The sequence below is a fragment of the Aurantibacter aestuarii genome (assembly GCF_003008425.1).
Taxonomy (GTDB): domain Bacteria; phylum Bacteroidota; class Bacteroidia; order Flavobacteriales; family Flavobacteriaceae; genus Aurantibacter; species Aurantibacter aestuarii.
Window position 1 is genome coordinate 307129 of the sequence record NZ_PXOQ01000009.1, and the last position, 14038, is coordinate 321166.

The window sequence follows — 14038 nt, forward strand, 5'->3', positions numbered from 1 at the left end:
TTATACAACTATTTAAATATCTTATACATTACCCAGGCTGGACCAACCAACAAAAACTGTAAGTCTTTTATAAAACTAGGCTTCTTCCCTTCTACTTTATGTCCGTAAAACTGTCCAATCCAAGCGACAATAAATAGTAATAAGGACACAAATAGTAACGGAAAATAAATAGAGATGTAATAGTTTCCTATTAAACAAAACACAGAAAATAAAAGCATTTGCAAGCCTATTTTTATAGATAATCTAAAGTAGAATCCTATTAAAAATATAATTAACAATACAAAAGCCCAATTAGAAACTGCTGGATGTCCTAAAAACGACAAGAGTCCATAATCTGGAATACACATAAATAAACCAACTACAGAAAAGAATATTGCCGGCACACAAATAAAATGTATTTTAATATTGGTTTCATTTTGATGACTTACTGCATACTCATCAAACCATTGTTGTAAACTTTTCATAATTAGTAATTTCTTTAAAAATAATGAATTATTTTTGTAAACTATGATGGATATTCCTGAAAATAAAGACTTGATTCTTTTTGATGGTGTTTGCAATCTTTGCAGCAGTTCTGTGCAATATGTTATTGAGCGTGATCATAAAAACAAGTATGTATTTGCCGCATTACAAAGCGATATTGGAAAGGAAATTATTGAAAAATATAAAATTGATTCCTCTAAAACAGACTCCATTTTATTATATAGAAAAGATAAAGGCGTAGTTAGCAAATCTACCGCAGCTTTGCTTATTGCAAAACATCTTGGATTTCCTACTAACTTGCTTTATGTTTTTTTAATTGTTCCTGCTTTTATTAGAAATATGGTGTATGATTATGTGGCTAAAAATCGTTATAAATGGTATGGAAAAAAAGAGAGTTGTTGGATTCCTACTCCAGAATTAAAAGCAAAATTTATAGATTAAATATGATATAATTTTAATGCTTCGTTGATTTGAAGCTCTGCCATATCTACACTATTTTTTGGTTTTAAATGCGCGTTTACTATAGATAGCTCTGTACATGCAATAACGATGGTTTTATGTGCATAATAATGCACTAAATCTATATATTCTGCCAATTCAATTTCAGTGACATCATGAGCATACAAATGCTGTCTTAAGTGATTTATGTCGTTTTGATGTTCTTTATCTATTTCGGAAACCTGAATACCTTCAGCTTTAAACGCATTTTTTATATAATTGGAATTCATCGTGTAAGACGTTCCAAAAATAACAACATGTTTTAAATTTCGAGATTTTAAATAGTTTGCGGTTAATTTTATTGGATGAATAAATTTTAAATCGGTTTCAATTTGGTCTAAAGTCTCATGTAAAGTAATATTTGGCACTAAAACCTGTTGAGTTGGAAGTTGATATAGATTAGAAAGTATGGCTTTTAAATTAGGAATTAATGTATCAAATTGATTTGGTAAAAATGGATTAATCTCATTAAAATCGGTTTGATATACATAATGAGGACACGTTGCATATTCCTGATATCTTTCATGATATTTTTTGTGTAATTCTTCAATATAGTATTGTGTACTCTTAACACCTAATCCTAAAATGGTAACTTTTGGAGCTGTCATACACAAATTAATGTTTTTCTAAAATATAACTTGAAAAATAGGATTTAGAATCTAAAAACTGATCTATAATTTTAAATTGAGTCTGGTCTAAAATGTCCTTTAAGATGCTTTCGTTATATTTTCTGGATATTTCGGTATGAATTTTTTCTCCTTTTTTAAATGGTATAGTAACTCCTGCTCCGTTAAAACTAACGTTTTGATCGCTCTTACTCACTAAAAAACTTTTTGCTACACCTGTTTCTTCAGAATATTCTGGTTGATGGTCAAATTGTTCTAGATTAAAATCTGCATAAAGTTCTTCATTTATTCGGCTTAATAAATTCATATTAAATGCTTTTGTAACGCCTTGTGCGTCGTTATAAGCTGGAAGAACAATATCTTCAGATTTAATTAAATCCAAGCCTAAAATAACCTTGTCATTCTCTTGCAACGCATCATTAAGATTCTTCATAAATCGTTTAGCTTCCTCATCTGGCATATTCCCTAAGTTAGACCCTAAAAACATAATTACCTTAGGAGCCTTATTTAATTTAATATCCTGCAAAACTTCAAAATATTTCCCTTGTTTGGGTTTTACTTTAAGTGAATTAAATTCCGTTTTTAAATGCTGCTCTAAGTTGTCTAAGGCATGTTGAGAAATATCTATAGGCACATAAGAAAACTCTAAATTTAACTGTAATAAAGCTTTCAAAAACTCTTTCGTTTTTTTTCCGTCGCCAGCACCTAACTCTATTAATTCAAAATATGGGATTTTATCTAAATCGATACGTTTTATAATAGCTTCAGATTTTGTTTTAAAAATCTCAAATTCTGCTCTAGTAAGATAATACTCTGGCAAATTCATGATTTCCACAAAAAGCGCATCGCCCTTTTTATTATAAAAATATTTTGAAGGTAAGGTTTTTGGAGAGCTTTGTAATCCCTCAAGAACTTCGTTTTTAAATTGGTTTGTTTTCATTTATTCTGCTAATCTAATTCCAGAAAATTGCCATCTGGTTTCTGGTGAAAAAAAGTTTCTGTAAGTAGCTCTACTATGGTTTGGTGATGTTGCTAAAGATTTTCCTCTTAAAACCATGAGATTAATCATGAATTTACCATTATACTCGCCTACTGCACCGTCTGGTTTTTTATAATTGGGATAAGGTAAGTATGCGGAATTAGTCCATTCCCAACGTTGATTCCATTTAAATTTAGAGTTGGCAACTTCCCACTCAAACTCTGTAGGTAATCTTTTTTTAGACCATGCGGCAAATGCCTGAGCTTCGTAGTAAGATACGTGACATACGGGCGCTGCTAAATTTATAGGTTCTAATCCAGATAATGTATAAGACATCCAACTACTCTCTTTTTGCTTCCAATATAATGGTGCTGTAATTGCATTTTCCTTTATAAATTGCCAGCCATCATCCAACCAATAATTAGGATTTTTATATCCTCCAGCATTTATAAATCGCATATATTCTTCGTTAGTAACTAAGTTTTGAGCGATTTGAAATGGTTCTAGAAACACGCGGTGGTATCCAGATTCGTTATCATAACTAAAAGTTTTTTTGTTATGACCTATATTATATATGCCTTCTTGTATAGAAATATATGCTGGTTTATTTACAGACTCTACTTCATTTACATAATTAATGTCATATAGCTTTGGATATGTTGGATTACAGGATAGCGTATATTTTATATCTGTAATTAGAAGTTCTTGGTGTTGCTGTTCATGGTTAAGTCCTAAAATGGCCAATTCTACAATGTCAGCTTTTAAATTTTCTTGTTCAAGTAATGCTATCATGAAATGGTCTACATGGTCCCGATATTTAAATATTGTTGTAATACTTGGCCTAGTTATTAGGCCACGTTTACTGCGGTCCAAACGTTCACCTAAACTGTTGTAATAACTATTGAACAAAAAAGAAAAATCGGAATTAAAAACTTGATAATTTTTAATGTATTTTTTTAGTATAATTTCCTCAAAAAACCAAGATGTATGTGCCAAGTGCCACTTTGGTGGACTAGCAAATTCTGCAGATTGTGGTGTGTAATCTTCAATCTCTAAAGGTTTGCAAATTTGGTTAGTATAGGCTCTTGTATTTTTGTAGTGTTCAAGTACTGTCATTTAAAAAATCTAAATATCTCAAACAAATTACAAAATAGCTTTACAGACCTCTTTACAATTATAAGAGTTTTAACATTTATAAATAATGTTTTATTCAGCACTATAATTTTTAAGCAAACTCGAATTTATAGATTAAAAAAATTTAAATTTCTGTAAATAAAAAAAAGGGAGAAAATAATTTCTCCCTTTTTGAATTTAACCTTTATTATTAATCTTTAATTTTTAATAATTTTTTTAGCGATTACACCTTCATTAGTCTGCAAACTTAAAACATACATTCCAGTTCTTAAGTCCGATATGTCTACTTGTCCTTCTTTAATAAATTGTGAAGAAACCGTTTTAACTATTCGGCCATTTAAATCTGTAATTGAAATATTAGAAATTTTTAAACTTGTTTTAGTGGACACAGTAAAATAATCTTTAACTGGATTAGGATATATTGAAAGTGTATTTGCCATAGGCGCAACAAAGCTTGAAACACTTAATACATTTTCTGTAGCAGAAGCTCTAACCAATAAGTTATCAAATTTAGCAACTACAGATACCGTATTCCCAGTACTAGGTACTACTAAAAAATCAGCTTCATCAGGATCAATACCAATTTCTGTACCAATAATAGAAGCATTAAAATTAGTTCCTTTCCAAGTTACTTCTCCTGTTGTTTTATTAAATGCGAAACCTATGCGGTACCAAGTATCTGCAGCTAGAGTAATTGCAGCATTAGCAGCTCCTAGATTAAAGAAATAGGTTCCAATCGTGCCATTATTATTATATCTAGCTAGTCCAGTAATCACTTTTGTAGAAGGCACAAATCTAAAACCTGCTATGGTTTGCCCAGCTGCATTAAATAATCTCATTCCAGTAGTTCCTGCACTGGTTGTACTTGGACCCGTATAAAAATCATATTCTACAATTAAGATATTATTTCCTACTGTACGAGTTGCCCAAGCAGCATCTAAACCATCTTGCCAAACGTATCTAACATCTGTTGCATTAGTTGGTCCTGCTATTTGTAGAGCGTTTCCATAAGCTCCACCTTCACTATAAATTTGAAAGTTGGTATTTGCACCAGCTGGAGTGTATGTAAACAGTCCACCTTGTCCTGGTGTAGCACCAGTAATAGATGTTCCAACGTTGCCAACCGTTAAAGCATTAAAATTCTGTGTCATTAAATCTTGAGCGTTTAATGAAAAATATCCTAAAAGGACAACTATAAAAAGTAAAGTTTTTTTCATGTTTTTTTAAGTTTAAATTAATAATCTAATGTAGATTATTTTTAAATATGAAAATAAAACGATGAAAAAAATAAATGTAATTTTTTAAAAATAAAATTTATGAGCATTTACGCCTAGTTTACTCATTTACAGAGACCTAAACCTTTATTTTTTTAAGAATATTTTAAGAATTTTAAAAATTAAGCTTAAGATTTTTCTTCTAGAAATCCTCAAAAATGAAAAAAAATTAATCAGATTTTAGAGTTCCGTACTCTGTCCAAGAACCATCATATACAGAAGTATTTTGATAGCCAGCTTCACTAGCTGCTAAATCTAAAATTGAGGCTGTTATACCAGAACCACAAGTAAAAATTAATTGGTCTGTGGTTAATAAAGATCTAAATAGCTGTTGTAACTGCTCCTTAGATTTTAGACAACCATTTTCTAGCACTTGCTCATAGGGCAAATTTATAGAGTTAGGAATTGTACCACTACGTAAACCTGCTCTTGGTTCCGGAATTATACATTGAAACCTCTCTGAAGAACGCGCATCTATAATTGTAATGTTAGGATCTTCTATTATTGAAGGCAACGACTCAAAATAAACAATTTTATTTGGTTGATATAATGCTTTAAAATTTCCATTAGTTTTAACTTTAGAATAGTTTGAAGCCGTTTTAAATTGTTTTTTCTTCCATTGCGGTAAACCACCATTTAAAACATAAACTCTATTAAAACCAAATGTTTTAAACAACCACCATACTCTAGGACTGCTGTAAATTCCTAAATTATCATACACAACAATTATGGAATTTTGGTTTATTCCTAAAGCTTGTACTTCTTTTTCAAACTGTTGTTCTCCTGAAATAGTGTTTGGGAATGGCGAATTACTATCGCTAAAAGTATTTTTTATATCAAAAAAAACCGCATTTGGTATGACTTCTAAATCTGTATCACTACGATTTTCAGAAGTTACTTTAGGCATAGTAGCATCTAAAACTATAAGGTCACTATCGTCAAGATGCTTATTTAGCCAATCTACAGAAACAAGATGAGAATTCATATATTATAGTTTAAATAGTCTTACCAATTACGTTTTATTTCACCTATATCCTATTTAACTTTATCATAATTATCATCCCAATTTTTAACTTTAGGTTCTCTTAATTTTCCTAGGGATTTTGCTACTAATAAAGAAACAGTAGCATCTCCAGTAACATTTACGGTTGTTCTACACATATCCAATGGTCTGTCTACTGCAAAAATTAAGGCTAAACCAATTGGTAATAATTCTGCCGGGAAACCTATAGATTCTAAGACAATTACCAACATCACCATACCAGCACTTGGTACTGCTGCGCTACCTATAGATGCTAATAATGCTGTAAAAATAATAACCATCTGGTTACCAAAAGTTAACCCTTCTGGCCAAATGACCTGCATAATAAAAACAGCCGCAATACCTTGGTATAGACTAGTACCGTCCATATTTATGGTTGCACCAACTGGTAACACAAATCCCGCTACTTCCTTATCTACACCTACATGCTCCTCTACTCGTTCCATAGTTACCGGTAAGGTGGCAGCACTACTACTGGTTGAGAATGCTAATAATTGAGCAGGACTAATTTGTTTTAAAAACCATAAAGGCGATTTTTTTCCAATTACTTTTACCAGAACTAAATAAAAACCAATCATTAAAATTAAACCACCAACTACACAAGCTGCGTAAGCTACTAGTTTAATTAAAATCTCTGGATCATCGAACGCTATAATAACGTTAGCTAATAATGCAAAAACTGCATAAGGCGCAAATAGCATGATTAAATCTACCATTTTCATTACCACTTCATTTAAGGAGTCGAAAAATTTAATTAATGGTTTTGCTTTTTTCTCTTCAATTAATAACAAACATATCCCGACAAATAAGGCGAAAAATATAATTTGTAACATGCTGGCATCTCCTAAGGCAACAAAAATGTTTTGAGGAAAAATATCAATTAATGCTTGTAGTGGTCCTGCATCTTGTGTGGTTTTTGCTTTGGTAACCATATCGCTACCAGAAGTTTCAAATGATAATTTTATATTTTCTATAGTATCTGGATCCATACCAGCTCCAGGTTTTACTAGATTTACTATGGCTAGCCCTATAACTATTGCGACTAAGGTTGTTGCGATATAAATACCAATAGTACGCAAACCCATTTGTTTTATTTTGGAAATATCTTTTAAATCGGCAACACCTTTAATTAAGGATGCTAAAATTAATGGAACGGCAATAAGCTTTAAAAGGTTAATAAAAATTGTACCGAAAGGCGCTATCCAGTCGGATACAATATCTTTTCCGCCATCTACATTATTCATTAAGAACCCAAAAAGGATACCTAACGCCATTCCTATTAATATCTTCCAGTGTAATGCTAATTTTTTCATATAATGATGTCCTCTGTTTTAAAATATAATCTACTTTTTAGCCTTGATTGCAGCGGTATCCTTTTTTTGCTTTGATAAATGGCAAAAAAAGATTTAGCGTAAAGCAAGAAATAGCTCCTTATGTAAAAGCTAAAGATACATTTTGTTTTGCAAATAAAAATCGGCTAAAACTAATGCGGTCATTGCTTCTACGATTGGTACTGCTCTTGGTACCACACATGGGTCGTGCCTACCTTTTCCTTGAGATTCTATAATTTCTCCAGTTTTTGTTAATGTATCTTGTTTTTGTATTAAAGTTGCTACGGGTTTAAATGCCACACGAAAATAAATATCCATGCCATTACTAATTCCGCCTTGAATACCACCAGATAGGTTAGTTTTGGTAGTTCCATCTGGGTTATATAAGTCATTATGCTCGCTACCTTTCATTTTTGCACCACAAAAGCCACTTCCGTATTCAAATCCTTTAACTGCATTAATACTTAGCATGGCTTTACCTAGTTCTGCATGTAATTTATCGAAAACGGGTTCTCCTAAACCTACAGGTACATTTTGAGCCACACAAGTTATGGTTCCTCCAATGGTGTCGCCTTGTTTTTTTATGATTTTAATTTTTTCAATCATTTTTTCTGCTGAAGTGCTGTCTGGACAACGCACATCGTTAGCATCTATCTTTGAAAAATCTAAATCTTGATAAGGTTTATCTATAAATAAATCGCCTACGGATGATGTAAATGCATTAATTTTAATACTAGCAATAACTTGTTTTGCTACCGCTCCAGCCACCACTCTACTAGCGGTTTCGCGAGCAGAACTGCGCCCGCCACCTCTGTAATCTCTAATACCGTACTTTTGTTGGTATACATAGTCTGCATGGCTAGGTCTAAAACTATCTTTTATGTGCGAGTAATCTTTAGATTTCTGATTTTCATTTTCAATAACAAATCCAATTGGAGTGCCAGTAGTTTTACCTTCAAAAATACCAGAAAGAAACTTTACAGTATCACTTTCCTTACGCTGGGTAACTATAGCAGACTGACCAGGTTTTCGTCTATCTAAATCTTTTTGAATATCTTCTAAGTCCAAACTAATATTTGGAGGACAACCGTCTATTATACCACCAATAGCGGTACCATGTGATTCTCCAAAAGTAGTTAATTTAAAAAGGGTTCCAATGGTATTTCCTGCCATAATTTTAGGTTTATCGTGGTAAAAATAAGAAATCAAATATAGACCATCGTATTTTTTATTGACGATTCATTCGATTTCTTAATGTTAACTTAACAATTTACTCATAATAAGATAATTATGGCTTAACGTTTAGTTGTTATTAGAGTGGCATATTTGCTCTGTAAATAAAATTGAATTGAAGTTTAAGCGTAAATTAGATATTGTTGTTATTTCAGACGTGCATTTGGGAACTTATGGCTGTCAAGCCAAAGCGCTGTTAACATACCTTAACTCTATAGAGCCAAAACATCTCATTTTAAATGGTGATATTATAGATATCTGGCAGTTTAACAAAAATTACTTTCCGAAATCTCATTTAAAAATCATTAAAAAGCTTTTAAGTTTAGCCACTAAAGGTACTAAAATAACCTATATTACTGGAAACCATGATGATATGCTAAGAAAATTTAGCGACGTTACATTTGGAAATATCTCTGTAGTAGATAAACTTTTATTGAAAATAGATGGAAAAAAAATGTGGTTCTTTCATGGCGATGTTTTTGATGCTTCTATACAGCACACCAAATGGTTAGCTAAATTAGGTGGTTATGGTTACGATACTTTGATTGTTATTAATAGTGTGGTTAACTGGTTTTTAAACAAAATAGGAAAAGAACGTTTTTCATTATCTAAACGAATAAAACAAAGTGTCAAAGGTGCTATTAAACACATTAGTAATTTTGAAAAAACAGCAACAGATCTAGCTATTGAAAACCAATATGATGTTGTTGTTTGCGGACATATACACCAACCTAAAAAAGAACTTGTTGAAACATCTAAAGGAAAAACTTTATATCTAAATTCAGGAGATTGGGTTGAGAATCTTACCGCTTTAGAATATCAGTTTAAACGTTGGAAGTTATATACTTTTGATTCTGATAAGCTTGCCCCTTTTATTGTCGATGAAGATTTAGTTCAGATGAGTGAAAAAGATTTAATAGCTGCTATAACTATTTTTGGTAACAACGTTAAAAAAGCCAATTAAACATTTTATTTTAGTATTCCGTTTAAAATCTTAAATTTGAAGAACTTAATTTAAGAGGACTTATATCATGAAATCGATTTTAAAACTATTATTTGCAACTGTATTTATTTTTTCATCTTGCTCATCTGATGATGACAACAGCACAACACCAGAGCCTAATGACCCTTCAACATCGCAACAAACCGCAACTGGTGATTTTTTTCCTTTAAGTTCTGGTAATGAATGGAATTATGATGTTGAGAATAGAGATAATAATGATGCAAATAATAACACTAACAGCACAGATGCTTTAAAAGTAGAAAGCCAAAATGGTAACGCATACACCTTGAGTGTTAATAATAATACCACTGCAAACGGTACTTTAAATACTTTTTTAGTGTCGGGTGAATTAACTGCTACAGACACACAATTAACAAACACTGGAAGTTTTGTTTTTCCTTTAGGAGGTGCAAATGACATAGTAATTGATTTTGTAGATGCTAAGTTTTATGATACCACTGCTAGTATAGAGCAAGAAATTTATACTAAAACAGGTACTATTAGCCAAACTGTACAAAATATACCTTTAAACATTAATTACAGTCTTAAAACAACTCAGTTAGAAAATTTAGCCACTTATAGTTCTAATGGAGTTACTTACAGTAATGTTACATCGGCTAGATTAGATTTAAGAATGGCTGTTTCTACCACAATAACTGTTGTAGTGCCAACAACTTTAGCCATTATAGATGAACAAAATGTATTATCTATTGATGCTTATTATGCAGATGGCATTGGATTAGTTTATGCAGAAGCTGATTCTGGGTTTACAATGAATGCTCAAACTGTAGCCTTATTACAGCAAGCTGGTATAGATTTAGGAGGAATTCCAACTAATGTATCTATTACAAATACGCAAACTATTGATACTTATACAGTGAACTAATTACTTTAAAGCTTCTTTTAAAATACTTATAGGATGGAATGCAGTGCGCTGTGTTCCATCTTTTATTTGATGCCTACAGCTGGTACCATTGGCAGCGATAATGACTTCTTTTTTTGCTTTTCTTACAGCCGGAAAAAGGGTTTGCTCTCCTATTTGCATACTAATAGAATAATGTTCTTTTTCATAACCAAAACTTCCTGCCATACCACAACAGCCCGAAGGAATTATAGTAACCTCGTAGTTTTTAGGTAAATTTAAAAGATGAAACGAATGTATCTGGCTGCTTAAGGCTTTTTGATAGCAATGCCCATGAAATTTAATGGTTTTAGAATCTTGGGTAAATTGATTTGAATTTATATTTCCACAAGCAATTTCTTGAGCTAAAAACTCTTCAATCATAAAAGTATGAGTGGCCAATTCTTTAGCTTCTTCTTTGTTAGTGGCTAATTTTAAATATTCATCTCTAAAAGTCAATATCGCTGAGGGTTCTATACCGATTAAAGGTGCATTTGAATTTACTTTAGTTCGGTAAAGTGAAATGTTATAATCTGCACAAACTTTAGCTTCTTCTAAAAATCCTTTTGAAATTAATGCTCTACCCGATTCGTCATTTTTTAATATGATAACCTGATAATTTAATCGAGTTAATAAATGTATAGCATCTTGCCCAATTTTTGAATCGTAATAATTGGTAAACTCATCATTAAATAAATATATTTGCTTAATATATTTATCACTAACTAACTCATTTACTTTTATTTGATAATATTTATTTAAAGTTATATTTGAATATAACGGCAAGCTTCTTTTAGAAGAAAATCTGAATGTTTTTTTTATAATATAACCAGTTATTGGAAAAGATAATAAGCTGTTAGACCACTTCGTAAACGCTTCTGCTTTTTTATTAAGTTTATAATTGTTTGCTAGTAATTTGGTTCTAAATGATGCACCATTTTCTTTTTTATATTGGTATTGAAATTCAGCTTTTAAAGCTGCTACATCTACACTACTTGGACATTCTGTAGCGCAAGCCTTACAACTTAAACACAAACTGAATACCTCTTTTAATTCATTATGGTTAAACGGGTTCTTTTTTTCAGATTGGGTTAAAAAAGACCTAAGGGCATTTGCTCTTGCTCTAGTGGTATCTTTCTCGTCTCTTGTAGCGCGATAACTTGGGCACATCACACCGCCAAATACTTCAGATTTACGACAATCTCCAGACCCATTACATTTTTCAGCCTCTTTTAAAATGCCTTCAGAAGCAGAAAAGTCCATAAAAGTTTCTATTTCAAGTTCTTTTCGATCTGGAAGATATCGTAAATTTTCGGTTATAGGTAAAGCATCTACAATCTTGCCTGGATTAAAAATATGATGTGGATCAAAAACTGTTTTAATCTTTTTAATAACCTTGTAATTATGTTCTCCAAGCATTTCAGGAATGTATGATGCTCTTACAATCCCATCGCCATGCTCGCCACTAAAAGAGCCTCCATAACTTTTAACCAATTTTGCAACTGCACTTGTAATGGCTTCAAACCGTGCAACATCTTCAGATTTTTTTAAATTTAAAATCGGTCTTAAATGAATTTCACCTGCACCTGCATGAGCATAGTAAACAGGTTTTTGCTCAAATTGCTCCATTAGCTTGGAGAAATCTGAAATATAATTAGATAAATCATCTAAAGTAACCGCAGTATCTTCTATACAAGCAACCGCTTTGTAGTCTCCAATAATATTTCCTAACAAACCTAAACCAGCTTTTCTTAACTCATAAGCTTTATTAACGTCTTCATGATACAGTATAGCATTGTGATAACTTTGCTTCACAACCATCTGATCATTTAGAAATATCTGTATCTGGTTATTTAATTCCAGTTCTGTTTCTGCTTTAAATTCACACATTAAAATAGCTACAGGATCTCCAGAAATAAATTTTCTGTTTTCTAATTGAGCTTTATTTCGTTTTGTGCAATCTAAAATGGTTTTATCCATCATCTCGCACGAAAATAAATCGTGCACCATAGTATACTTAACCGTATCCATACAGTCGGAAATGCTGTTAAAATGTAAAGCTACCAATGCTGTGTGTTCTGGCGGTAACTGGTCTAGCTTTAACGTAATTTGCGTAGTAAACGCTAAAGTACCTTCGCTTCCAACTAAAAGCTTGCACAAATTAAAGTCCTTATTACCACGATTAAAATAGCTGGTATATAATAGCTCGTCTAGTGCATAACCCGTGTTTCTTCGATGGATTTCAGGTTTTGGAAACTCTGTATCAATTTGAGATTGTGTGTGCTTATCCTGAAGATTTTGCTGAATCTCTCTGTAAATTGCACCTTCCAATGTTTGCAGTGACGCTTTTTGTTCAAATTGCTCCTTAGTTAACTTTCTAAAACTCACTAAAGACGCATCACTTAATACCGTTTGTAATGACACTACCTTATCTCTGGTCACACCATATTTTATAGATGTTGTGCCTGATGAATTGTTTCCTACCATACCACCTAACATACATCGGTTTGAGGTAGAGGTATTTGGACTAAAAAATAAACCGTGTGGTTTTAAAAACAAGTTTAATTCGTCTCTAACAACACCAGGCTGGACCGTTACGGTTTTATCTTGTTTATTAAAGTTTACAATTTTAGTAAAATGTTTAGAAATATCTACCACAATCCCAGAACCCACACATTGTCCCGCTAAGGATGTTCCGGCTGCTCGAGGTATTAAACTTGTTTTATGTTGTGTCGCAAAAGCAATTAAAATTTGAATATCCTCAATGGATTTTGGGCAAACTACAGCTAATGGTTTAATACTATAAACTGATGCGTCTGTAGCATAAATCTGAGTATGCAACTCGTCAAAATACACATCTCCTTTTATTTTGTTTTTTAAAAGGTTTAAAGCTTTTTGCATCATAAACTACAGTTATTCTAAAGATTTACTAATTTAATATATATAGGTAATATTAACACATTTTTATGGTGACATTGTGATTTTGTTAAGACTAATGCACATAGATTTGTATTGAACAAAAAATCAATCGAAATTATGAAAAAAATATTATTAACTGTAGCTATTGCTCTAGGAGGATTCGCTATGATGAATGCACAAGAAATTTCTAAAAACGCTATAGGGTTAAGACTAGGTGATAGTGATGGTTTTGGTGCTGAAGTGTCTTACCAGAGAGCTGTAGGAGACGACAACCGTTTAGAATTTGATTTAGGTATTAGAGATGGGAAAAACTTTGATGGTTTTAGATTAACTGGACTTTACCAGTGGGTTTGGAATATCGATGGAGGATTTAACTGGTATGCCGGTGTTGGTGGTGGTGTTGCGTCGTACAGTTATGACAATGATTTTAATAACGGTCGCTTTAATGATGATTATAACGAAACTTTTGTTTATGCAGCTGGAGATATTGGTATAGAATATAACTTTGATATTCCATTATTAATTTCTTTAGATGTACGCCCAGAGCTTGGTTTTGGAGACTTTAATGATGATTTAGATTTAGATATTGCTTTGGGTATAAGATACCAATTCTAA

Annotated in this window: 13 protein-coding genes; 4 read left to right on the forward strand and 9 right to left on the reverse strand. The window is 31.9% G+C overall.

All coding sequences use genetic code 11. From position 1 onward, the window contains the following. Window positions 1-8: 8 nt before the first annotated feature. The gene (locus tag C7H52_RS08135) at window positions 9-464 is read right to left on the reverse strand and encodes an Mpo1 family 2-hydroxy fatty acid dioxygenase (RefSeq protein WP_106463405.1); all 456 of its coding nucleotides are present in this window, start codon (window positions 462-464) and stop codon (window positions 9-11) included. Window positions 465-507: 43 nt separating this feature from the next. Here C7H52_RS08135 and C7H52_RS08140 point away from each other — a divergent pair, with 43 nt between their 5' ends. After that, on the forward strand, window positions 508-924 hold the full coding sequence (locus C7H52_RS08140; RefSeq protein WP_106463406.1) for a thiol-disulfide oxidoreductase DCC family protein: 417 nt from the start codon (window positions 508-510) through the stop codon (window positions 922-924). Here the strand turns inward: C7H52_RS08140 and C7H52_RS08145 are convergent. The 7 genes from C7H52_RS08145 to aroC form a co-directional block, all read right to left on the reverse strand. Then, window positions 921-1589 (reverse strand): aspartate/glutamate racemase family protein, encoded by a 669-nt coding sequence (locus C7H52_RS08145; protein WP_106463407.1) that lies wholly within the window; start codon window positions 1587-1589, stop codon window positions 921-923. The genes C7H52_RS08140 and C7H52_RS08145 overlap by 4 nt on opposite strands. 7 nt (window positions 1590-1596) lie before the next feature. Continuing rightward, window positions 1597-2547 carry an L-histidine N(alpha)-methyltransferase gene (gene egtD, locus C7H52_RS08150; protein ID WP_106463408.1) on the reverse strand — a complete coding sequence of 317 codons (951 nt, stop codon included), beginning with the start codon at window positions 2545-2547 and terminating at the stop codon, window positions 1597-1599. Continuing rightward, the gene (gene egtB / locus C7H52_RS08155) at window positions 2548-3702 is read right to left on the reverse strand and encodes an ergothioneine biosynthesis protein EgtB (RefSeq protein WP_106463409.1); all 1155 of its coding nucleotides are present in this window, start codon (window positions 3700-3702) and stop codon (window positions 2548-2550) included. A 215-nt stretch (window positions 3703-3917) separates the two neighbouring features. Continuing rightward, entirely contained in the window at window positions 3918-4937 is a 1020-nt protein-coding gene (locus C7H52_RS08160; protein ID WP_106463410.1) for a T9SS type A sorting domain-containing protein, read from the reverse strand. A 226-nt stretch (window positions 4938-5163) separates the two neighbouring features. Further along, window positions 5164-5979, reverse strand: coding sequence for a sulfurtransferase (locus tag C7H52_RS08165; RefSeq protein ID WP_106463411.1), 816 nt, complete (start codon window positions 5977-5979; stop codon window positions 5164-5166). A 50-nt stretch (window positions 5980-6029) separates the two neighbouring features. Next, a complete protein-coding gene (locus tag C7H52_RS08170) occupies window positions 6030-7349 on the reverse strand; it encodes a dicarboxylate/amino acid:cation symporter (RefSeq protein WP_106463412.1) in 1320 nt (439 codons plus the stop codon). A gap of 129 nt (window positions 7350-7478) precedes the next feature. Continuing rightward, complete coding sequence (aroC, locus tag C7H52_RS08175) at window positions 7479-8540, reverse strand: chorismate synthase (protein WP_106463413.1); 1062 nt, start codon at window positions 8538-8540, stop codon at window positions 7479-7481. Window positions 8541-8715: 175 nt separating this feature from the next. Between aroC and C7H52_RS08180 the strand changes: the two genes are divergently transcribed. Next, window positions 8716-9564 (forward strand): UDP-2,3-diacylglucosamine diphosphatase, encoded by an 849-nt coding sequence (locus tag C7H52_RS08180; protein ID WP_106463916.1) that lies wholly within the window; start codon window positions 8716-8718, stop codon window positions 9562-9564. A gap of 67 nt (window positions 9565-9631) precedes the next feature. Further along, window positions 9632-10489, forward strand: a complete 858-nt coding sequence (locus C7H52_RS08185) for a hypothetical protein (RefSeq protein ID WP_106463414.1) — start codon at window positions 9632-9634, stop codon at window positions 10487-10489. Here C7H52_RS08185 and C7H52_RS08190 read toward each other — a convergent pair whose 3' ends face one another. Beyond that, window positions 10490-13405 carry an FAD-binding and (Fe-S)-binding domain-containing protein gene (locus C7H52_RS08190; protein ID WP_106463917.1) on the reverse strand — a complete coding sequence of 972 codons (2916 nt, stop codon included), beginning with the start codon at window positions 13403-13405 and terminating at the stop codon, window positions 10490-10492. 135 nt (window positions 13406-13540) lie between these two features. Between C7H52_RS08190 and C7H52_RS08195 the strand changes: the two genes are divergently transcribed. After that, the gene (locus tag C7H52_RS08195) at window positions 13541-14038 is read left to right on the forward strand and encodes a hypothetical protein (RefSeq protein WP_106463415.1); all 498 of its coding nucleotides are present in this window, start codon (window positions 13541-13543) and stop codon (window positions 14036-14038) included.